Annotated in this window: 20 protein-coding genes and 1 pseudogene; 15 read left to right on the top strand and 6 right to left on the bottom strand. The window is 74.9% G+C overall.

Annotated elements, in window-relative coordinates; genetic code table 11:
• From BJF77_RS11655 to BJF77_RS11645, 3 genes are all read left to right on the top strand, one after another.
• The coding region (locus BJF77_RS11655) for a helix-hairpin-helix domain-containing protein (protein WP_139318549.1) at positions 1-269 on the top strand (269 nt) is incomplete at its 5' end.
• Positions 266-1,099: a hypothetical protein gene (locus BJF77_RS11650; RefSeq protein WP_075872264.1), complete on the top strand. Its 834-nt coding sequence runs from the start codon at positions 266-268 to the stop codon at positions 1,097-1,099. The genes BJF77_RS11655 and BJF77_RS11650, both read left to right, overlap by 4 nt.
• On the top strand, positions 1,045-2,874 hold the full coding sequence (locus tag BJF77_RS11645) for a ComEC/Rec2 family competence protein (RefSeq protein ID WP_075872263.1): 1,830 nt from the start codon (positions 1,045-1,047) through the stop codon (positions 2,872-2,874). The genes BJF77_RS11650 and BJF77_RS11645 overlap by 55 nt, the downstream gene beginning before the upstream one ends.
• A gap of 71 nt (positions 2,875-2,945) precedes the next feature.
• Here BJF77_RS11645 and BJF77_RS11640 read toward each other — a convergent pair whose 3' ends face one another.
• Positions 2,946-3,740 carry an SDR family oxidoreductase gene (locus BJF77_RS11640; protein WP_075872262.1) on the bottom strand — a complete coding sequence of 265 codons (795 nt, stop codon included), beginning with the start codon at positions 3,738-3,740 and terminating at the stop codon, positions 2,946-2,948.
• A gap of 167 nt (positions 3,741-3,907) precedes the next feature.
• On the opposite strand from BJF77_RS11640, the gene holA reads away from it, so the two are divergent.
• Complete coding sequence (gene holA / locus BJF77_RS11635; RefSeq protein ID WP_075872261.1) at positions 3,908-4,909, top strand: DNA polymerase III subunit delta; 1,002 nt, start codon at positions 3,908-3,910, stop codon at positions 4,907-4,909.
• Between the two features lie 114 nt (positions 4,910-5,023).
• Here the strand turns inward: holA and rpsT are convergent, their stop codons facing one another.
• On the bottom strand, positions 5,024-5,284 hold the full coding sequence (gene rpsT / locus BJF77_RS11630) for a 30S ribosomal protein S20 (RefSeq protein WP_047802634.1): 261 nt from the start codon (positions 5,282-5,284) through the stop codon (positions 5,024-5,026).
• Between the two features lie 203 nt (positions 5,285-5,487).
• Complete coding sequence (locus tag BJF77_RS11625) at positions 5,488-6,009, bottom strand: type II toxin-antitoxin system PemK/MazF family toxin (RefSeq protein ID WP_075872260.1); 522 nt, start codon at positions 6,007-6,009, stop codon at positions 5,488-5,490.
• Positions 6,010-6,202: 193 nt separating this feature from the next.
• Between BJF77_RS11625 and lepA the strand changes: the two genes are divergently transcribed.
• Together lepA and hemW are read left to right on the top strand one after the other, a co-directional pair.
• Entirely contained in the window at positions 6,203-8,059 is a 1,857-nt protein-coding gene (gene lepA / locus BJF77_RS11620) for a translation elongation factor 4 (protein WP_075872259.1), read from the top strand.
• Positions 8,059-9,303, top strand: a complete 1,245-nt coding sequence (gene hemW, locus BJF77_RS11615) for a radical SAM family heme chaperone HemW (RefSeq protein ID WP_047802637.1) — start codon at positions 8,059-8,061, stop codon at positions 9,301-9,303. Before lepA ends, hemW begins: the two co-directional genes overlap by 1 nt.
• A 34-nt stretch (positions 9,304-9,337) precedes the next feature.
• Here the strand turns inward: hemW and BJF77_RS11610 are convergent, their stop codons facing one another.
• Both BJF77_RS11610 and BJF77_RS11605 read right to left on the bottom strand, forming a co-directional pair.
• Positions 9,338-9,802: a DUF4870 domain-containing protein gene (locus BJF77_RS11610; protein WP_047802638.1), complete on the bottom strand. Its 465-nt coding sequence runs from the start codon at positions 9,800-9,802 to the stop codon at positions 9,338-9,340.
• Between the two features lie 146 nt (positions 9,803-9,948).
• Positions 9,949-10,811 (bottom strand): annotated as a pseudogene (locus BJF77_RS11605) (DUF3097 domain-containing protein).
• A 175-nt stretch (positions 10,812-10,986) separates the two neighbouring features.
• Here BJF77_RS11605 and hrcA point away from each other — a divergent pair.
• The 3 genes from hrcA to BJF77_RS11590 all read left to right on the top strand — a co-directional run bounded on the left by hrcA (position 10,987) and on the right by BJF77_RS11590 (position 13,999).
• Positions 10,987-11,994 (top strand): heat-inducible transcriptional repressor HrcA, encoded by a 1,008-nt coding sequence (hrcA, locus tag BJF77_RS11600; RefSeq protein WP_047802640.1) that lies wholly within the window; start codon positions 10,987-10,989, stop codon positions 11,992-11,994.
• Positions 11,995-12,065: 71 nt separating this feature from the next.
• On the top strand, positions 12,066-13,214 hold the full coding sequence (gene dnaJ / locus BJF77_RS11595; RefSeq protein WP_047802641.1) for a molecular chaperone DnaJ: 1,149 nt from the start codon (positions 12,066-12,068) through the stop codon (positions 13,212-13,214).
• The gene (locus BJF77_RS11590; protein ID WP_047802642.1) at positions 13,211-13,999 is read left to right on the top strand and encodes a 16S rRNA (uracil(1498)-N(3))-methyltransferase; all 789 of its coding nucleotides are present in this window, start codon (positions 13,211-13,213) and stop codon (positions 13,997-13,999) included. The genes dnaJ and BJF77_RS11590 overlap by 4 nt, the downstream gene beginning before the upstream one ends.
• Before the next feature lie 45 nt (positions 14,000-14,044).
• Here BJF77_RS11590 and BJF77_RS20090 read toward each other — a convergent pair whose 3' ends face one another.
• Positions 14,045-14,686, bottom strand: a complete 642-nt coding sequence (locus BJF77_RS20090) for a GerMN domain-containing protein (RefSeq protein ID WP_075872258.1) — start codon at positions 14,684-14,686, stop codon at positions 14,045-14,047.
• 646 nt (positions 14,687-15,332) lie between these two features.
• Between BJF77_RS20090 and BJF77_RS11580 the strand changes: the two genes are divergently transcribed.
• The 6 genes from BJF77_RS11580 to BJF77_RS11560 all read left to right on the top strand — a co-directional run bounded on the left by BJF77_RS11580 (position 15,333) and on the right by BJF77_RS11560 (position 20,935).
• Entirely contained in the window at positions 15,333-16,418 is a 1,086-nt protein-coding gene (locus tag BJF77_RS11580; RefSeq protein WP_047802643.1) for a PhoH family protein, read from the top strand.
• The gene (gene ybeY / locus BJF77_RS11575; protein ID WP_047802644.1) at positions 16,418-16,924 is read left to right on the top strand and encodes an rRNA maturation RNase YbeY; all 507 of its coding nucleotides are present in this window, start codon (positions 16,418-16,420) and stop codon (positions 16,922-16,924) included. Before BJF77_RS11580 ends, ybeY begins: the two co-directional genes overlap by 1 nt.
• Positions 16,925-16,930: 6 nt before the next feature.
• Positions 16,931-17,593: a CNNM domain-containing protein gene (locus BJF77_RS22690; RefSeq protein ID WP_369821400.1), complete on the top strand. Its 663-nt coding sequence runs from the start codon at positions 16,931-16,933 to the stop codon at positions 17,591-17,593.
• Positions 17,533-18,255, top strand: a complete 723-nt coding sequence (locus tag BJF77_RS22685) for a hemolysin family protein (RefSeq protein ID WP_369821399.1) — start codon at positions 17,533-17,535, stop codon at positions 18,253-18,255. Before BJF77_RS22690 ends, BJF77_RS22685 begins: the two co-directional genes overlap by 61 nt.
• Positions 18,252-19,316, top strand: a complete 1,065-nt coding sequence (locus BJF77_RS11565) for a GTPase Era (protein WP_075872265.1) — start codon at positions 18,252-18,254, stop codon at positions 19,314-19,316. The genes BJF77_RS22685 and BJF77_RS11565 overlap by 4 nt, the downstream gene beginning before the upstream one ends.
• 161 nt (positions 19,317-19,477) lie before the next feature.
• Positions 19,478-20,935: an LCP family protein gene (locus BJF77_RS11560; RefSeq protein WP_075872257.1), complete on the top strand. Its 1,458-nt coding sequence runs from the start codon at positions 19,478-19,480 to the stop codon at positions 20,933-20,935.
• Positions 20,936-21,105 lie beyond the last annotated feature (170 nt).

Genomic DNA, 21,105 nt, shown 5'->3' with positions numbered 1-21,105 from the left:
CTGCGGAGGCGGTCGCCGGACCACCGCGGCGCGACGGCGCCGCCGCGGCCGCAGGCTCCGGCGCCTCGGCCCCCGGCGGCACCCTGGACCTCAACACCGCCACCGCCGCGGAGCTGGAGGCCCTGCCCCGGGTCGGCCCGGTGCTGGCCGGACGGATCGTGGAGTTCCGCGACCAGCACGGCGGCTTCGCCGCGACCACCGATCTCGACGCCGTGCCCGGCATCGGGCCCACCCTGCTGGAGGCCCTGCTCCCGCTGGTGACCGTGTGAGGGGCCCCGCCGCCCGCTGGGCGCGCGCCCTGGAGCACCAGGAGCACCGCGACGCCCGTGCTCCGGGCCGTACGTGGGACCTCCGGCTCGTCCCCGCCGCCGTGGGCGCCTGGCTCACCGGCCTGCTCGGCACCCACCTCACCCCGGCGGGCACCGCGGCCGCGGCGGGCGGGTACCTCGCCGCGCTGGTCCTGGCCGCCGTCCTCCTCCGGACCGTCCTCGCCCGGACCGATCTCGTCCTCACCCATCTCGTCCGGGGCGGTCTCGGCCGGAGCGGGGTCCGTGTCCCGACGACCGTCCGGCCGGACCGGGCGCCGCACGGGCCGCCCTGGTCGAGCCTCGCGCTCAGCGCCCTGGCGATGGCCGCCGTGCTGCTCAGCGCCTCCGCCGACCGGCACGGCAGCACCTCCGGCGCCCTGGGCGAGGCCCTGGCCGGCGGAGGGACCCTGGTCGTGACCGCCGACGTGGCCGAGGGACCCCGCCCGTGGACCGCCCCCGCGGCAGGTCCGGCCGGGGAGGACCGCACCGGCGTGGTGCTCGAGCTCGTCCTGCACGAACTCACCCACCGCGGCCGCACCGGTCCCGCCGAGGCCACGGTCACCGTCTTCGCCGACGGCCCCGCCTGGTCCGCGCTGACTCCCGGCCGGCGGATCACCGCGGCGCTCGTGGCGGCCGGCGACCCGGCCCCGGGCCCCCGACCCTGCGCGCCGCCGCCCCGCCCACCGTCCTCCCGGCGGCCCCGCCCACGGCGCGGGACCGGGTGCGGGAACGCTTCGTGCTCAGCACCGCGGCGCTCGGCCCCGACGCCGCCGGGCTGCTCCCCGGCATGACCTTCGGCGAGCGCTCCGGGCTCGGCGAGGAGCTGGAGCAGGCGATGCAGGACACCGGGCTCACCCACCTGACCGCCGTCTCCGGGTCCAACTGCGCGCTCGTCACGGTCCTGGCCGGCCACGCCGCGCTGGTCCTCGGCGCCCGCCGCCGCACCTGCCTGCTCACCGGCCTCGGAGCCCTGGGCGCCTTCGTGCTCCTCGTGGGACCCGACCCCTCCGTGCTGCGCGCCGCGACCATGGGCGGGCTGGCCGCGATCGGTCTGCTGACCGGGCGCACCGCCGTGTCCCTCGCCACCCTCTCCGGCGCCGTGCTCGTCCTCGTCGTGCTGCACCCGGCCCTCGCCGCCGAGTACGGCTTCGTCCTGTCCGTGCTGGCCACCGCCGGGATCGTCGTCACCGCCCGGCCGCTGACCCGGTGGCTCGGCCGGTGGATGCCGGACGCGCTGGCGCTCACGGTCGCGGTCCCGGCCACGGCCCAGCTGTGGTGCGCGCCGGTGCTCGTGCTGCTGCAGCCCGCCGTGCCCGTCTACGCCCTGGTCGCCAACGTCGTCGCCGCCCCGGTCGTGCCGGCGGTGACCGTGTGCGGGCTCGCGGGGCTGCTGGCGCTGCACCTGCCGGCGGGGGACACCGCGGCCCTCCTGCCGCTCACGGTGGGCGGCTGGGGCACGCAGCTGATCGCCGGGACCGCCCGCACCCTGGCCGCGGCCCCCGGCGCCCTGGCCCCGTGGCCGGACGGCGTCCCCGGAGCCGTGCTGATGGCCGCGGCGAGCGCGGCGGCCGTGGGGGCCGTGCACCTGCTGGACGTGCGGCGGCGCCGCCCCCGGCCCGTGGCGGGCGCCCTGCGCGGGGGACCGGCGCCTCCGGCGCTGCCGGAGCAGCACTGGCGGGACCGCGACCGCCGGCGGCGCCGGCGGCGCACGGCGACGGCGGCGCTGCTGCTGCTCCTGCTGGCCGTGCTGGCCCTGCGCGCCCTCACGGACGCCCGCCGCCCGGCACCCCCGTGGGAGGCGGTGCTGTGCGACGTGGGGCAGGGCGACGCCGTGCTGCTGCGGACGGCCCCCGGGCGGGCCGTGCTCGTGGACACGGGCCCGGACCCGCGGGCGCTGCAGCAATGCCTGGAGGACAGCGGGGTGGAGCACCTCGACCTGCTGGTCCTCACCCACGCCCACGCCGACCACACCGGGGGACTGGCCGCCGTGGCGCGGCTCGGGGGTGCGGCGGAGGTCTGGTACGGCACCGCCGACCCGGACCCGCCGCCGGAACTGGGGGAGGACCTGCCCGGCGTGGCGGCCCACCGCCCCCCACCTGGGCAGACCCGCACCGTGGGCGGCCTGCGCCTGACCGTCCTCACCCCACCGGCCGCCCCGCGCCGTTGGGGCGGCGCGTCCTCCGCCGAGGAGAACAACGCCTCCCTGGTGCTGCGCGCCGAGCTCACCGGGGCGGACGGGAGCGCGACGTCCTGGCTGCTCGCCGGCGACCTCGAGGAGCAGGGAGCCCGGTCCCTGCTGCGCTCCGCCGGAGCGCAACTGGACGTGGACGTGCTCAAGGTCTCCCACCACGGCGCCCGCAACGGCGGGACCGCGATCATCGACGCGGCCACCCCGGCGCTGGCAGTGGTCTCGGTAGGCCGGGACAACGACTACGGACACCCGCACCCGCAGATCCTGGGCCACCTCCGGGACGCCGGGGTGCCGCTCGTGCGCACCGACCAGCACGGCAGCGTGCGCCTGCTGCGGGAGGGCGCCCGGCTGCGCGCGCTGCCCGTCGACGGCTAGCGCGGGGGACGCCCGGTCCCCGCCCAGGCCCTCCCCGCCCGGCCCTCGCTGCCCCGGGGCGCCGGGCGGCGTCAGCCGGCGCGGATCACCTTGTGCGGTGCTGCCTGGGCCACCGGCTTGATGGTGACGGTGTCCAGGTCCACGTGGTGGGGCAGCTCCACGGCGAAGGCGCAGACCTCGGCCACGTCCGCCGCGGTCAGGGGCTTCTCGACGCCTGCGTACACCGCATCCGCGGCCTCCTGGTCCCCGCCCAGTCGGTTGAGGGAGAACTCCTCCGTGTGCACCAGGCCGGGGGCGATCTCGACCACGCGCACGTTGTGCTCGGCCTCCTCCAGGCGCAGCGCCTCCGTCATGGCCCGCTCGGCGAACTTCGCCGCGTTGTAGCCCGCCCCGCCCTCGTAGGCCCGGTGGGCGGCCAGGGAGGTGAGGTTCAGCACCGTGCCCTCGCCGTTGCCCCGCAGCGCCGGCAGGAACGCCCGGGTGATCCGCATCGTGCCCAGGACGTTGACCTCGTACATCCAGGCCCAGTCCTCCGTGCTCGCGTCGGCCACCCGGTCCGTGCCGCGGGCCCCGCCGGAGATGTTCAGCAGCGCGTCCACCCGGCCCTGCTCGGCGAGCACCTGCTCCCGCAGGGCCTCCACCTCGGCGTCGACGGTGATGTCGCACGGGGCCGGCACGGCCCCGGTCTCCCGGGCCAGGGCCTCCAGGCGCTCGGCGCGGCGGGCCACCGCGTAGACGGTCCAGCCGGCGGCGCGGAGCCGGCGGGCGGTGGCCTCCCCGATCCCGGTCGAGGCCCCGGTGACGACCGCGACCTTCCCGGTGTGCGTGCCGGTGCTGTGCTCTTCGGTGCTCGTGTTCTGCGTCATGGACCCCACGCTAGCGAGCCGCGGGGCCGATCGGGGACCGCGGCGCGACGTCGGCCGAGGCCGGGCCACCACCGGGTCGCCGTCGGGCCTCCGGTGTCCCGGCCCCGTGAGAAACTGGGGGCGACCCACCCGCGGCCGCCCGGCCGCCAGCACAGGAGGACGCGGCCATGACCCCAGCACGGCGCCCCGCACCCGCCGCCGGCCCCACCTGGCGCGACGTCGAACCGGCCCCGCTCGTCCTGCTCACCGGTCCGGAGGACTACCTCGCCGCCCGCGCCCGCGACCGGGTCCGCGACCTCCTCAAGGACCGCCGCGGTCCCGTGGAGCTCTCCACGGTCGACGCCGCCGCCTACGCCCCCGGCCAGCTCGCCGCCCTGGCCAGCCCGTCCCTGTTCGACGACGCCAAGCTGATCCACGTCTCCAACCTCGCGGCCATGAACGACGACTGCCTGGCCGACGGCCTCGCCTACGTCCAGGCCCCGGACCCGGAGGTCGTCGTGCTGTGGGAGCACAGCGGCGGCAACCGCGGCAAGAAGCTGCTCGACGCGCTCAAGGCCGCCGGCGCCGCCGTGGTGGAGTGCAAGCCCCTGAAGAACGACCGCGACAAGTCCGAGTTCATCGTCACGGAGTTCCGCACCCACCGCCGCCGGATCGAGCCGGACGCCGCCCGGGCCCTGGCGGCGGCGGTCGGCAGCAGCACGGCGGAGCTCGCCGCCGCGTGCGCGCAGCTGCTCTCGGACGGGCCGGAGAGCATCACCTTCGACGACGTCGAGAAGTACTACGGCGGCCGGGTCGAGGCCACCGCGTTCAAGGTGGCCGACGCCGCCCTGGCCGGCCGCGCGGAGAACGCCCTCAAGCTCTGGCGCCAGGCCCTGGACACCGGCGTGGACCCCGTGCCCATGGTGGGGGCGCTGGCCGCGAAACTGCGCACGATCGCGCAGGTGCACGGCACCCGCGGGGGCGCCGGCCAGCTCGCGCAGCGGGTCGGCGCCGCCCCGTGGCAGGTCGAGCGGGCACAGGAGGAGGCGCGCCGCTTCTCCGAGGAGGACCTGGTGCGCGCCCTGCGGGCGCTGGCCGAGGCCGACGCCCAGGTGAAGGGGGAGGGGCGGGACCCGGCCTACGCCGTGGAGCGGGCGATCACCACGATCGCGCTGTCCGGGCGCCACTGAGCCGCCGGCGGCGGCCGCGCCCGGTGACGGGTCCCCGGCGGCCGCCCGGGCACGACGGAGGCCCCGTCCCTGCGCGGGACGGGGCCTCCGGTGCGGCGGTCGCGGGACCGCGGATCAGATCTTGGCGACCAGCTTGGCCAGACCGGACTTCTTGTTGGCCGCGTTGTTCTTGTGCAGCACGCCCTTGCTGACGGCCTTGTCGAGCTTGCGGGAGACGACGCGCAGCGCGTCCTGGGCGGTCTCCTTGTCCGAGGCGCTGACGGCCTCGTCGACGCGGCGGACGAGGGTCTTCAGCTCGGACTTGTACGCGTTGTTGCGCAGGCGCGCCTTCTCGTTCGTGAGGTTGCGCTTCTTCTGGGACTTGATGTTGGCCACGTGTGACTCCTTGGCGATGGGTGCGGAATACGGTCAGTGAGGGCAAACAGGCCGGCCATGTGACTGAGTGGGAGTGGGGACGCCCGTGTGGCGACCGCCCTGCAGTGCCCGACGACCAGCGCGGACACACAGCAGGACAGTCTAGCAGACCGCACCCGCCCGTCGGGCGACGACGACACGCGCCCGGCCGGGGGCCCGGGGGCTCAGCCGCGCCGGCGGACGAGCCGTGCGGCCACCCGGTCGAACAGGTCCTCGGGCAGGACCGCGCCCTCCCGGCGCACGTCCGCGGGCAGCACCCGCACCACGCGGTCGAGCTTGACCTCCGAGGGGCGGCCCCGGGGGTCCCACAGCCCCGCACCGACGTCCACGTAGTCGGGGTCCGGGTCGAGTCCGTCGGTGCGGTCCCGGGAGGTGAGCATCAGACACAGCAGGTCGTCCCCGGCGCGGTCCACGACCAGCACCGGCCGGTCCTTGCCGCGGCGGTGGTCCTCCTCGAAGGGCACCCACGTCCACACGATCTCCCCGGGGTCGGCCTGGCCGTCCGAGAGGGGGCGGTAGACGGGGCGGACGGGTCCGGTCCAGTCGCCCGGGTAGGGGCGGGACAGCCCCGCGGGCCGGACCTCGCCGGCCCGCGGCCGCGCGGTGGGGCGGGGCCTCGCAGAACGGTGGTAGACGTCCACGGCGCGGGCGGCGAGCCGCCCCAGGGCGCCCAGGTTCAGCCTCATGCGCCCCACTCTAGCCACGGGCCCGACCGGTGGGCGGAGGTCGTCGCCGTCGTGGACGGGGCGCGGCGCGGGACGAAATGGCCCCCCACCGGCAAACGTGGGAAACTGGACAGCTGAATCCCCCGGCGCGATCCACCCGCCGGTAGCCCCAGGACCTGCCGGAAGCGACGACCTCCCGGAGAAAGGACCGCCCGTGTCACCGCTGGCCGTCAACCCCCCGGTTCCCGCCTCGACCGACCCGTCGATCCTGCGCAACTTCTGCATCATCGCCCACATCGACCACGGCAAGTCCACACTGGCGGACCGCATGCTGCAGGCCACGGGCGTGGTGACGCCGCGGGAGATGAAGGCGCAGTACCTGGACCGGATGGACATCGAGCGCGAGCGCGGGATCACGATCAAGTCCCAGGCCGTGCGGATGCCCTGGAACGTGGACGGCCGGGACTTCGCCCTGAACATGATCGACACCCCCGGCCACGTCGACTTCACCTACGAGGTCTCCCGGTCCCTGGCCGCCTGCGAGGGCGCGCTGCTGCTGGTGGACGCCGCCCAGGGCATCGAGGCCCAGACCCTGGCCAACCTGTACCTGGCCATGGAGAACGACCTCACGATCATCCCGGTCCTGAACAAGATCGACCTGCCCGCGGCCCAGCCGGAGAAGTACGCCCAGGAGCTGGGCAACCTCATCGGCGTGGAGCCCGACGACGTGCTGCGGGTCTCCGGCAAGACCGGGGAGGGCGTGGAGGCGCTCCTGGACCGGATCGTCCAGGAGATCCCGTACCCCGAGGGCCGGGCCGACGCCCCGTCGCGGGCGATGATCTTCGACTCCGTCTACGACACCTACCGCGGCGTGGTCACCTACGTCCGGGTGGTCGACGGCAGGCTCACCCCGCGGGAGCGGATCCGGATGATGTCCACCGGCGCCCAGCACGAGCTGCTGGAGATCGGCGTGATCTCCCCCGAGCCGAAGCCCACCGAGGGCCTGGGCGTGGGGGAGGTGGGCTACCTGATCACCGGCGTCAAGGACGTCCGCCAGTCCCGCGTGGGCGACACCGTGACCAACCACCAGCGCCCGGCGGCCGAGAACCTGGGCGGCTACGAGGACCCCAAGCCGATGGTCTTCTCGGGACTGTTCCCGATCGACGGCTCCGACTACCCGGTGCTGCGCGACGCCCTGGACAAGCTGCAGCTCAACGACGCCGCGCTGGTCTACGAGCCGGAGAACTCCGCGGCCCTGGGCTTCGGCTTCCGCTGCGGGTTCCTGGGCCTGCTGCACCTGGAGATCGTCCGGGAGCGCCTGGAACGGGAGTTCAACCTCGACCTGATCTCCACCGCCCCGTCCGTGAGCTACAACGTCACCCTGGAGGACCGCTCCGAGCGCGTCGTCACGAACCCCTCCGAGTTCCCGGAGGGGAAGATCGCCGAGATCCGCGAGCCGATGGTCGCCGCCACGGTGCTGGCGCCCTCGGAGTTCATCGGCGCCATCATGGAGCTGTGCCAGTCCAAGCGCGGGCAGCTCAAGGGCATGGACTACCTCTCCGAGGACCGGGTCGAGCTGCGCTACCGGCTGCCGCTGGCCGAGATCGTCTTCGACTTCTTCGACCAGCTGAAGTCCCGCACCAAGGGCTACGCGTCCCTGGACTGGAAGGCCGAGGGCGAGGAGGCCGCCGACCTCGTCAAGGTGGACATCCTCCTGCAGGGCGAGCCGGTCGACGCGTTCAGCGCGATCACCCACCGGGACAAGGCCTACTCCTACGGGGTGATGATGACCGGCAAGCTGCGCGAGCTCATTCCGCGCCAGCAGTTCGAGGTCCCCATCCAGGCCGCCATCGGCTCCCGGGTGATCGCGCGCGAGAACATCCGCGCCATCCGCAAGGACGTGCTCTCCAAGTGCTACGGCGGCGACATCTCCCGCAAGCGCAAGCTGCTGGAGAAGCAGAAGGAGGGCAAGAAGCGGATGAAGATGGTGGGCCGGGTGGAGGTCCCCCAGGAGGCGTTCGTGGCGGCGCTGTCCTCCGACGAGGCCGGGGCGAAGGACAAGAAGAAGTAGTGGCCCCCGCCCAGCCCGAGGGTCTGCCCGCACCGCTCGACGGGCGGCTGCCGGCCTCCGCCGCCGAGGGCTCCGCGGACCGCACGCTCAGCCTCTACGTGCACGTGCCGTTCTGCGCGGTCCGCTGCGGCTACTGCGACTTCAACACCTACACGGCCGTGGAGCTCGGCGACGGGGTGTCCCAGGACGCCTACGCCGCCGACGCCGCTGCGGAGGTCCGGTGGGCCCGCCGGGTGCTGGAGGACTCCGGCGTGGCCGCCCGGCCCCTGCACAGCGTGTTCTTCGGCGGCGGCACCCCCACGCTGCTGCCCGCGGAGGACCTCGCCGCCGTCCTGGGGCAGGCCCGGGAGAGCTTCGGCCTCGCCGAGGGCGCCGAGGTCACCACGGAGGCCAACCCGGACTCGGTGACCCCGCGGTCCCTGCGGGTCCTCGCGGAGGCCGGGGTGACCCGGGTGTCCTTCGGCATGCAGTCCGCGGCCCCGCACGTGCTCGCCGTCCTGGACCGCACCCACGACCCCGACAACGTGCCGCGGGCGGTCGCCTGGGCGCGCGAGGCGGGACTGGGCGTGAGCGTGGACCTGATCTACGGCACCCCCGGGGAGACCCTGGCCGACTGGGAGCACTCGCTGCGCACCGCCGTGGGCTACGAGCCCGACCACGTCTCGGCCTACTCCCTGATCATCGAGGACGGCACCCGGCTGGCCGCCCGGATGCGGCGCGGGGAGGTCCCGCCGGTCGACGAGGACGACCAGGCCGACAAGTACGAGCTGGCCGACCGGATCCTGGGGGAGGCCGGCTACGAGTGGTACGAGGTGAGCAACTGGTCCCGGCCCGCCCGCGGCGCCGGCGCCCGGGCCCACCGCAGCCGGCACAACCTCGCGTACTGGCACAACCAGGACTGGTGGGGGATCGGCCCCGGGGCCCACTCGCACGTGGGCGGCACGCGCTGGTGGAATCTCAAGCACCCGGTGCCCTACACGAACCGGGTGCGGGCCGGGGAGTCGCCCGCGGCCGGGCGGGAGATCCTCGACGCGGACACCCGCCACCTCGAGCGCGTGATGCTCGAGGCGCGGATCCGGGACGGCCTGCCCGTGGCGGCCCTGGACGACGCCGGGCGTGCGGCGGTGGCCGGGCTCATCGCCGACGAGCTCGTGGAGCCCGGGCCGGCGCTGCGCGGGACGCTGGTGCTGACCCTGCGGGGCCGGCTCCTGGGCGACGCCGTGGTGCGGCGCCTGCTGGACTGACCGTGGACGCCCGCCGGACCCGGCGGCGGGTGCCTCAGCGGCGGGCGGCGCGCTCCCGCGACCGCTCGCGCAGCTTCTCGGCGAGGCGGTCGTACAGACGGGTGTTGAACCGGTAGAGGTAGGGCTCCCCGTGGTTGACCCGGATCCCGCCGGCGAGGGAGCCGAGGGCCAGCAGCAGCCAGGCCGCGGCGGCGGCGAGCGCGAAGAACCAGCCGACGAACGGGACGGGGGCGAGCAGCACGCCGGCGACCACCACGAGCGTGGGGAGCAGGGTGAAGTTCATCGCCTCTCGCGACTCCTGCTCGGTGAACCTCCCGCGGCGGCGGAAGACGCGGTGGATGAGGAACGAGGGCACGAAGCCGACCACCCCGGCGAAGTGCGCCAGGGTCGCCCACTGGTGGTCCTCGGCGACGGTGAGCGGCTGCGCCACGGGGGAGAGGCCCTCGAACGGGGCCTCGGCGTTCTCGTGGCTCGATCGGGGGTCGGTCTGCACGGGCACGGAAGTCCTTCGGGGGTGGGACCGCGGCGCGGCTGCGGTCGGCGGATGGCGTGGCTCGATTCTACCGGCCGGTTCGGGAGTTGCACGGGGTTCGCCCGCGCACGTGTGCCTGTGTGACGTGATGTCGGTCGCGCCGCCCCGGGAGCTCAGGCGCCCGGGGCGGTGAGGAAGTCGATGAGCTCCTCGACCCGCCCCAGGAGGGCGGGCTCGAGGTCGGCGTAGCTGTCCACCCGGGAGAGGATGTGCTGCCACGCCCGGCCGAGGTCCCCGGGCGTGCGGTGCGGCCAGCCCAGGGCCGCGGCGGTGCCGGTCTTCCAGTCGGTGCCCCGTGGGACCACGGGCCAGGCCTCGATGCCGAGGACCGGGGGCCGGACCGCCTGCCAGATGTCCACGTACGGGTGGCCCAGCACCAGCACGTTGCCGGCGGCCCCGGGCAGGCGCATCGTCCGCTCGGCGATCCGGGACTCCTTGGAGCCGGGCACGAGGTGGTCCACGAGGATGCCCAGCCGCCGGCCCGGGCCCGGGCCGAACTCCTGCACCGCCGCCGGCAGGTCGTCGACGCCGTGCAGCGGCTCCACGACGATGCCCTCGACCGCCAGGTCGTGCCCCCAGACCTTGGCCACGAGCTCGGCGTCGTGGTAGCCCTCGACCCAGACGCGGGAGGCCTTGGCGGTGCTCGCGCGCAGCCCCTCCACGGCCACGGAGCCGGAGCGGGTGCGCCCGGGCTGCTTCGCCGCCGGGGCCGGCGGGGCTCCACGACGACGACGGGCTCGCCCTCCAGCAGGAAGCCCGGCCCGAGCGGGAACGCCTTGACCCGGCCGCGGCGGTCCTCCAGGCCCATGACCCGCATCCCGCCGATCGTCTCCAGGGACACGACTGCCCCGACCCAGCCGGTGGTGACGTCCTCCAGGAGCAGCCCGGGGGCGACCGGCACCTCCGCGGAGACCGGCTTCCGCCGGGCCAGGCCCGCGTCGTCGAGGCTGCGCGGCCCCCAGCCGTAGTCGCTCATGCTCGTCCTCCCGGTCGCGGTCCCGCCCGTCCGGCGCGGATCAGCCGGAAGCGTACCAAACCGGGCGGGCGGGACCGTGGGGTCGGACACGGGGGCTACACTGGATCGCGCTGGCACTGTGGCCGCCCGAGTGCCAGGCGGCCCGGGTGCCGAGGAGACGACGGGGAGGAGCGACGTGAACCATCCGAGACGACTGCAGATCCTGCAGGCCATCGTGGAGGACTACGTGCACTTCCAGGAGCCCGTGGGCTCCAAGGCCCTCGTGGAGCGGCACCGGCTCGGTGTCTCCTCGGCCACCGTGCGCAACGACATGGCCGCGCTCGAGGAGGAGGGCCTGATCACGGCCCCCCACACGAGCTCCGGCCGGATCCCCACCGACAAGGGCTACCGGACGTTCGTGGACCAGATCGCGGCCGTCAAGCCGCTCTCCGGCCCGGAGCGCCGGGCCATCCAGAGCCTGCTCGACGACGCCGCCGACCTCGACGACGTCATGGAGCGCACCGTGCGCCTGCTCGCCCAGCTCACCCACCAGGTGGCGGTCGTGCAGTACCCGCACGCGTCCGGGGTGACGGTGCGCCACGTGGAGGTCGTCGACCTCGGCGCGGGCCGGGTGCTCGTGGTGCTCATCCCCACCAACGGACGGGTCGCGCAGCGCGTGGCGGTGCTGCCCGCCCCCTTGGAGGAGGCGCAGCTGCTCGAGCTGCGCACCCGGGTGCTGGCCGCGGCCGTCGGCCGTTCCCTGGCCGCGGTGCCCGCGGCGCTCGTGACCATGACCGCCGACATGGCGCCCGCGCTGCGCCCGGCCGCCGAGACGGTGGCCGAGGTCGTCGGGGCCCTGGCCGCGGGCGGGGCCGAGCACCGCATGGTCATGGCCGGCACCGCCAACCTCGCCCGCGCCACCGGGGACTTCCACCTGAGCATCGGCCCCGTCCTGGAGGCGCTCGAGGAGCAGGTCGTCATGCTCCGGCTGCTCTCCGAGATGGAGCAGGACGCCCGCGGCGTGGCCGTGCGCATCGGCGCGGAGAACGCCGCGGGGCCCCTGTCCGAGGCGGCGGTCGTCGCCACCGGCTACGGGCCCCAGTCCAAGGTCGGGGTCGTGGGCCCCATGCGCATGGACTACCCGTCCACGATGGCGGCCGTGCGCGCCGTCGCCCGCTACCTCTCCCGTATCCTCGGGGGCTGAGCCCCCGCGGGCCCCGGTGCCGGGGCCCTGCACCAGAACTCCCACCAGACCTCTCGACAGAACGGACCACGGTGAGCAATCACTACGAGACCCTGGGTGTGTCCCGCGACGCCAGCCAGGAAGAGATCAAGAAGGCCTACCGGAAGAAGGCCCGCCGGCTGCACCCGGACGTCAATCCGAGTCCCGAGGCCGCGGAGGAGTTCAAGCGCGTCTCCCACGCCAACGACGTCCTCGCCGACCCCGAGAAGCGGCGGGTGTACGACGCCACCGGGAACGAGAACGGCACCGACACCGGCTTCGGCGGCGGGTTCCCGGGCACCGGCTTCGGCTTCCAGGACATCTTCGACACCTTCTTCCAGGGCGCCGGCGGCTCCGGGGCGGGCCGGCGCGGGCCCGCCTCCCGCACCCGCCAGGGCCAGGACGCGCTGATCAACGTGCGCGTATCCCTCAAGGACGCGGTCTTCGGCACCGAGAAGAAGATCACCGTGGACACCGCGGTGGTCTGCCCCACCTGCAACGGCAGCTGCTGCCAGGAGGGCACCCGCCCGGAGACCTGCGAGGTCTGCCACGGCGCCGGCCAGGTGCAGCGCCAGGTGCAGTCCATCCTCGGGACCGTGGTGACCGCCGCCCCCTGCGCCACCTGTGACGGCTTCGGCACGGTCATCAAGCACCCCTGCCACGAGTGCTACGGCGAGGGCCGCGTGCGCGACCGCCGCCCCCTGACCGTCAAGATCCCGGCCGGGGTCTCCTCGGGCAACCGGATCCGCCTCTCCGGCCAGGGCGAGGCCGGCACGGCCGGCGGTCCCAACGGTGACCTCTACGTCGAGCTCAAGGTCGACCCGGACCCGACGTTCGAGCGGCAGGGCGACGACCTGCACGCCAGGGTGCGCGTGCCCATGACCTCCGCGGCCCTGGGCACCACCGTGACCCTCGAGACCTTCGACGGGGAGCGCGAGGTGCCGGTGACCCCGGGCACCCAGACCGGCCACACGGTCACCCTGCACGACCTCGGCGCCACGCGGCTGCGCGGCGGCGGCCGCGGCGAGCTCTTCGTCCACCTCGAGGTCGAGACGCCCACGGGGCTCGACGACGAGCAGCGCGAGCTGCTGGAGCAGCTCTCCCGGCTGCGCGGGGAGGAGCAGGCCACCGGCACCACGCTCGACAGCCCCGCCGGCTCCGGCGGGTTCTTCTCGCGGCTCAAGGACCGCTTCGACCTGTGAGCCTGCCCGTCTTCAAGGTGGAGCCCGGCCGGCTCGAGGGGCTCGGCCCGGGCGCGGTGCTCACCGTCACCGGGCCGGAGGCCCGCCACGCCGTCACGGTGCGCCGCCTCGGCCCCGGGGAGCGCCTCGAGCTGGTCGACGGCGCGGGCGCCCGGGCGACCGGGGAGCTGTGCGCCGCCGGGACGGACAGCAGGGACAGCATGGACGTGCGCCTGGCCGCGGTGAGCGCGGACCCGGTCCGCCGGCCGCGGCTGGTGCTCGCCCAGGCCCTCGCCAAGGGGGAGCGCGACCTCCTCGCCGTCGAGACGGCCACCGAGCTCGGCGTCGACGCGGTGGTGCCGTGGCAGGCGGAGCGCTCCATCGTGCGGTGGAAGAAGGAGCGGGCGGCCAAGAGCCACGACAAGTGGGTGCACACCGTGGCGGCCGCCGCCAAGCAGTCCCGCCGGGCCCGCTGGCCCGAGGTGCTGCCCCTGAGCACCACCCGGGAGCTCACGGCGCTGCTGGGGCGGCCCGGCACGGCGGGGGTCGTGCTGCACGAGCAGGCCCGCGAGTCCCTGGCGGGACTGCTCGGCGGACCGCACCGGCCCTGGGAGGCGGCGGAGCAGATCGTGCTCGTCGTCGGCCCGGAGGGCGGCATCGCCCCGGGCGAGCTCGAGGCCCTGGCCGGCGCCGGGGCGCGGACGCTGCGGCTGGGGCCCGAGGTGCTGCGCAGCTCCACGGCCGGCCCGGTCGCCCTGGCCGTGCTCAGTGCCGCGCTGGGCCGGTGGGACGGCGCACCGGGGTGAGCCCCGGCCCGGCGGCCCCGCCCACGCCCCCGGCGGGCCCGGCCCTCAGCCCGCGACGACCTCCACGGCGCCGTCGTCGCGCACGGTCACGCCCTCGGCGTCCCGGCCCGTGACCGTCACCCCGTACCGGCCGGGGGTCAGCTCGACCTCGGTGCGGAACCCGACCGTCCCGTCGTCCCGCGCGGTGGTGCTCACCGACCCGCCGGCGACCGTCGCGCCGTCCTCGTCGAGGACCGCCCACCGGACGTCGTCCACGCCCTCCAGGGCCCGGCCGGAGATCTCGACGGCGCCCTCGGGGTGCGGGCCCTCCCGGGGGTCCAGCAGCCACAGGGGCGCCTCCAGGTTCCCGTCCGGGCGCAGGGGCTGGTCGAGCCGGACGGAGCCGAAGACCTCCTCCCGGGCCCTCCCGTCCACGAGCACCACCACCTCCGGCTCCGCGTTCTGCGGCAGCAGCCCCGTGCTGCTCGCCGTGGCCGTCACGGTGTGGGCGAGCTGCTGGAGCGCGAGGTGCGCGTCCTGCTCGTCCAGGCCGGCGCGGAAGGCCTCGGCGGGCAGGTCGACGGTGATCGTGCCGTCCGGCGAGGTGGAGCTTCCCACCCGGTCCACCGGGGACCAGAGGGTGCGGTAGCCCGGGTCCTGGGGCGCGGCGGTGGTCAGCAGCGCGGCCGCGGCCGCGATGGGGTCCACGGCCGCCGGGCCCTCGGTGGCGTCCCGGAACTCGCGGAACAGCCGCTGCTCCCCGTCGGCCGCCCCGCCCAGTACACCGGGACCTTCGTGGTGGCGACCGCGCTGCTGCTGCCCGCGGCGCCGCTGCCCGCCGCGCCGGGCGCGGCAGCGGCAGCGGAGGCCGGCGCGGAGGCGGGCGCAGCGCTCGATGCGGGAACGACGCCGTGGGGCGCCGCCCCGGGCCCGGGGCGCACCCCGCGAGCACGACGACGCAGGCCGCGGACAGGGCGCCCGCGCGGCGGCGGGCGCGGCGGGCGGGGGACCGGAACAGGTCAGTGGCCATGGGGGGACGCACACCTCGTCTCTCCGGGTCGGTGGGGATGCCGGTGCGGCCGGCCGGGGCCCGCACCCGTCCCCCTGCCGGAGGACCCGACCATTCCAGCACAGCGTCCCGGGGCCCCACGCCCGCAACGGCCGCTGCACCGTGACCGATACCAAATCGGAATGTCCGCCCGGGCGGGCCCGGGCGCCGGAGCCGCGCGGTACTCTGGTAGCAGGGCCTGCCCCGCGGGGCGCCCGCCGCCGTACCGCGGTGCCGCACCGGCACCCGCACCGCAAGCACAGCACCCATCGAGAGAGCGAGAGCACGGCCCCACGGGCCGCACCCATGACTGAGACGCTGCCCGGCACCACGCACCCACTGACGGCCCGCACCGTCATCACCTTTCCCGACCGCGAGACCATGGTCCGCTGCCTCGGCTCCGGGGACGACACCCTGCGCCAGGTCGAGGCGGCCTTCCCCGGCCTCTCGACCCGCCCGCGGGAGCTGGAGCTCGGCATCGAGGGTCCGACCGGTCCCGTGCAGATCGTCGCGACGCTCTTCGACGAGCTGAAGGTCCTCGCCGGACGCGAGACCGCGATCACCCCCCAGGTGATCACGCAGCTGCTCGAGCTCATCGGCCGGGACCTCTCCGTCCGGCCCAGCGGAGCGCTGACCCAGAACATCCTCTCCAGCCGGGGCCGCAAGATCCGGCCCAAGACCCTGCACCAGAAGTCCTACGTCGACGCGATCGACGAGCACACCGTCGTGTTCGGCATCGGTCCGGCCGGCACGGGCAAGACCTACCTCGCCATGGCCAAGGCCGTGCAGGCGCTGCAGGCCAAGGAGGTCTCCCGGATCATCCTCACGCGCCCGGCCGTGGAGGCGGGGGAGCGCCTCGGCTACCTGCCGGGGACGCTGAGCGAGAAGATCGACCCGTACCTGCGCCCGCTCTACGACGCGCTGCACGACATGATGGACCCGGAGTCCATCCCGCGGCTCATGGAGGCGGGGACGATCGAGGTGGCACCCCTGGCGTACATGCGCGGGCGGACCCTCAACGACGCGTTCATCATCCTCGACGAGGCGCAGAACACCACGCCCGAGCAGATGAAGATGTTCCTCACCCGCCTGGGCTTCGGCTCGAAGATGGTGATCACCGGCGACGTCACCCAGGTGGACCTGCCCGGCAGCACCTCGTCCGGGCTGCGCCAGGTGCAGCACGTGCTCGGCGGTGTCCAGGACGTCGCGTTCACCGAGATGACCGCGGAGGACGTCGTGCGCCACGAACTGGTGAGCCGCATCGTCAGCGCCTACGACGTCTTCGACACCACGAACCGGCGGCGCAACGAGCGCCGGGAGCGCAAGGAGAGCACGAGGGCGGCGCGGGCCGCCGAGAGCGGCGCCGCCCCCGAGCACGGGGAGCGCGCCTGATGGCCGTCGAGTTCGACCTCCACGCCGACCCCGAGGAGGTGCCGGCCGCGGACCGTGCGGCCTGGGCCGCCGTCGACGCCGAGCTGCTGGGCCGGCTCGCCGAGCACGTCCTGCGGCGCCTGCACGTGCACCCCGACGCCGAGCTGTCGATCGCCGTCGTCGGCGAGGAGGAGATGGCGCGCCTGCACGTCGAGTGGATGGACCTGCCCGGCGCCACGGACGTGCTCTCCTTCCCCATGGACGAGCTGCGCCCCGGCACCGCCGAGCGGCCCGCGGAGGGGACGCTGGGCGACATCGTGCTGTGCCCGCCGGTGGCCCGCCGCCAGGCCGAGGCCGCCGGGCACTCGGTCGCGGACGAGCTGTGCCTGCTCACCACCCACGGGATCCTGCACCTGCTGGGCCACGACCACGCCGAGCCCGACGAGCGGCGCGTCATGTTCGCCCTGCAGCGGGACCTGCTCACCGACTTCCTCGGCCGTCCCGCCCCGGTCGAGACCATGGAGTAGCGGACCGTGACCACTGCCGTCCTGGTCCTCGCGGCCGTCGTGTTCCTGTGCACGGCGTTCGTGCTCACCGCCGCGGAGACCGGCCTGACCTACCTGCCGCGCGCCGACGCCGAGACCATCGTCCGGGAGGACCCCGGCTCGGCCGCCGCCAGGCTGCTGGCCACGCCCACCGCCCACCTGCACGCCCTGCGCTTCTGGACGGTGTGGTTCGAGACCGCCTCCGCCGTGGCCGTGGCCCTCGCGATGTTCCACGGGCTCGGGGACGTCTGGCTGGCCGGGCTGCTCGCCACCGTGGTGATGGCCGCGGTGGGCTTCGTCCTCACCGGGGTGTCCCCCCGCCAGGTGGGCCGCAGCAACCCCGCCGGCACCGTCCGGTTCACCTCGGGCCTCGTGCGCGTGCTGCGCGCCGTGCTGGGGCCCGTGCCGGGCCTGCTGGTGCGCCTCGGGTCCTCGGTCGCCGGCGCCGGCACGCCGCCCCCGGCTTCCTCACCGAGGAGGAGCTGCTCGAGTTCGTCGACCGCTCCACCGACCAGGACGTCATCGAGGACAACGAGGCCGAGCTGCTGCACTCGGTCTTCGACCTCGACGACACGAACGTCCGGGCCGTCATGGTGCCGCGCACCGACATGGTCACCGTCGACGACGACGACACCGTGGACAACGCGCTGAACCTCTTCTTCCGCTCGGGCTACTCCCGGATCCCCGTCATCGGGGAGAGCGCCGACGACGTGCTGGGGATCCTCTACCAGAAGGACCTGGCGGAGCGCGTGCACCGGCAGGGCGCCGGGCTGCGGATCGGCGGGCTGTCCGAGCTGGCCCGCGAGGTCCGCTACGTGCCGGAGTCCAAGAAGGTCAACGAGCTGCTGCGCGAGATGCAGCTCGAGTCCATCCACGTGGCTGTCGTCGTCGACGAGTACGGCGGCACCGCCGGGCTGGTGACCCTGGAGGACCTCATCGAGGAGCTGCTCGGGGAGATCGTCGACGAGTACGACCGCGAGAAGCCCGAGGTCGCCGAGCTCGGCGACGGCCGCTACCGCGTCTCGGCAGCCCTGGGGGTCGAGGACCTGGGCGACCTGTTCGGCGTCGACCTCGAGGACGACGAGGTGGACACGGCCGGCGGGCTGCTGGCCAAGAGCATCGGCCGGGTGCCCATCGTGGGCTCCCGCGCCACCGTCGAGGGCATCGTCCTCGAAGCCGTCACCCTGGAGGGCCGGCGCAACCGGGTGGGCCAGCTGGAGGTCCACCGGGACCCGGAGTGGGTTCCCCCGGGGTCCACGGCCGTGGATCCCGCCGCACTGGAGTCCGAGGAGGAGTCCCACCACCATGTCTGAGCCACCCCCGCCGAGCCGCCCCCGCCGGGTCCACAGAGCCCCCCGGGCCGTTCCGTGCCGGGTTCGCGGTGCTCGTCGGCCGTCCGAACGCCGGCAAGTCCACGCTGACCAACGCCCTGGTCGGGCAGAAGGTCGCGATCACCTCGAACCGGCCGCAGACCACGCGCCACACCATCCGCGGCATCGTGCACCGCCCCGAGGGGCAGCTCGTGCTGGTGGACACCCCGGGGCTGCACCGGCCGCGGACCCTGCTGGGCGAGCGGCTCAACGACCTCGTGGCCGACACGCTCGCGGAGGTCGACGTCATCGGCTTCTGCGTCCCCGCCGACCAGAAGATCGGCCCGGGGGACCGCTACATCGCCCAGCAGCTGGCCGCCTCCGGCAACAAGCCCGTCGTCGCGATCGTCACGAAGACCGACACCGTCTCCCGCGCCGAGCTCACGGAGCAGCTGCTGGCCGTCACCGAGCTCGGCCGCTCCGTCATGGCGGCCGAGCACCAGGCCCGCGCCGAGCGGGCCGAGCGCGCCGCCCGGAAGCCGCGGCACCGCGGAACGGCCGCGCCCGCGCCGGTCGCGCCTCCCGCGGAGCCGGGATGGGCGGACGTCATCCCCGTCTCGGCCGTGGACGGCTTCCAGATGGAGGCCCTCGCCCAGCTGCTCGTCGCCCGGATGCCCGAGTCCCCGGCGCTGTACCCCGACGGCGAGCTGACCGACGAGCCGGAGCTGACCATGGTCGCGGAGCTCGTCCGCGAGGCGGCCCTCGAAGGAGTGCGCGACGAGCTGCCGCACTCCCTGGCGGTCGTGGTCGAGGAGATGGTCCCGCGCGAGGGCCGCCCGGCCGACCGCCCGCTGCTGGACGTGCGGGTCAACGTCTACGTGGAGCGGTCCTCGCAGAAGGCCATCGTCATCGGCAAGGGCGGCTCCCGGCTGCGCGAGATCGGCACCCGCTCCCGCACCGCCATCGAGGCACTGCTGGGCACCAAGGTCTACCTCGACCTGCACGTGAAGATCGCCAAGGAGTGGCAGCGCGACCCCAAACAGCTCTCCCGCCTGGGCTTCTAGGCCGGACGTCCAGGTCCCGGCGCGCGCCCCCGCCGTGCGCCCCCACCGCGTGGCCCGTCACGGGCCGCGCCGCGCACGACTAGCATGGCTCCCGGCGCCCCGGCCGGGCGCCGTCCCCCCGACCCCGGCCCCCGCCGCGGCCGTTCCAGGAGAAGATCACCGTGTCCTCAACGCCCCCCGACGCCCCCGGGCGCCCGCGCGCCCGCCGATGGTCCCGGAAGCGCTGGGCCGCCCTGGCGGTGGTGCTGGTGCTGCTCGTGGTCCTCGGCGTCGGGGTGGCGGCGACCTGGCGGCTGCAGTCCAACCTGGACACGTCCCCGCTGGACCTCGGCGACGGCTCCGGCACGGTCGAGGAGGGGCCGCTGGACGTCCTCGTGATGGGCACCGACACCCGTGAGGGCGAGGGCAACGACCAGTACGGCGACGACGACGACAGCTCCGGGTCCGGGCTGACGGACGTCATGATGCTCGTGCACGTGGCCGAGGGCCGCAGCGGCGTCACGGTCGTCTCGCTCCCGCGCGACCTCGTGACCGACATCCCGCGGTGCACCGACCCCGAGTCCGGGGAGGTGCACCCGGCCGAGGAGGACGCGATGCTGAACTCGGCGATCGCCAACGGCGGCCCCGGGTGCACGGTCGCCACGGTCAACCGGATGACGGGCCTGAAGATGGACCACTTCATGCTCGCCGACTTCAACGCCGTCAAGGAGCTGTCCTCCACGGTGGGCGGGGTCGAGGTGTGCGTCAACGAGGCCGTCGACGACCCGAAGTCCGGCCTGGAGCTGCCCGCCGGCGTGTCCTCGGTGGAGGGCGAGCAGGCCCTGGCCTTCCTGCGCAGCCGCGCCGCGTTCGGGGACGGCGGGGACACCAGCCGGATCCGCTCCCAGCAGTCCTTCCTGGCCTCGCTGGCACGCAAGATCAAGGAGGAGGGCACCCTCATGGATCTGCCCAAGCTCTACGAGATCGCCGACGTGGCGACCCGCAACCTGCACGTGGACGAGGACCTCGCGTCCGTGCCCACCATGGTCGGCCTCGCCACCGCCGTGCGCGGGGTGGACCTGGCGGACATGGTGTTCGTCACCGTGCCCACCGAGCCCTACGCCCTGGACCCCAACCGCCTCCAGCTCGAGGAGGACGCGGCGGAGGACCTCTTCGAGGCGCTGCGCGAGGACAGGTCGCTCACCAGCCCCACGGAGTCCCCGACGGCCTCGGCGAGCCCCTCGCCCGAGGCGTCGACGGCCCCGCCGTTCGACCCGGAGACGGTGCCGCTGTCGGTGTCCAACGCCTCCGGCGTCGAGGGCCGCGACGGCGACATCGCCGAGGTGCTCGAGGACGAGGGGTACGCCCCGGTGGAGAGCGGGGCGCAGCCGGCGGAGCTGCCGGGCACGCAGGTCTTCTTCGGCGCCGGCTGGTCCGAGGCCGCCGCCGCCGTGGCCGAGCTGCTCGGCGTGCCGTCGTCGCAGATCGTGCCCACCACCGACGTCGCCGGGGTCCTCGTCTCGGTGGGCCAGGACTTCCCGGAGGGAGACCGCCTGGAGGTGCGCTCCGCGCTGCCGGGGGAGCTCAACGGCCAGACCGCGGAGCAGTACACCTGCCAGCAGGCGGCGGGGGACTGGTGAGCCGGGGAGCCGGTCCGCCGCGCGCCGCGTGATAGGTTGGACACATGCGGACAGGGACCCTCCTCCTTACGTGCCGCAACGGGGCCTGACCCGTCGTCGAATGGCCGGCCTCCCGTTGCGGAGTTCCTGATGCCCGGCCACCCGCAGACTTCTCGAGCAGAACAGGCCCA

Source organism: Kocuria sp. CNJ-770 (genome assembly GCF_001942375.1).
Lineage (GTDB): Bacteria > Actinomycetota > Actinomycetes > Actinomycetales > Micrococcaceae > Kocuria > Kocuria oceani.
Note: the sequence above shows the minus strand (reverse complement) of the source record. Positions and strands in the feature narration are given on the sequence as shown.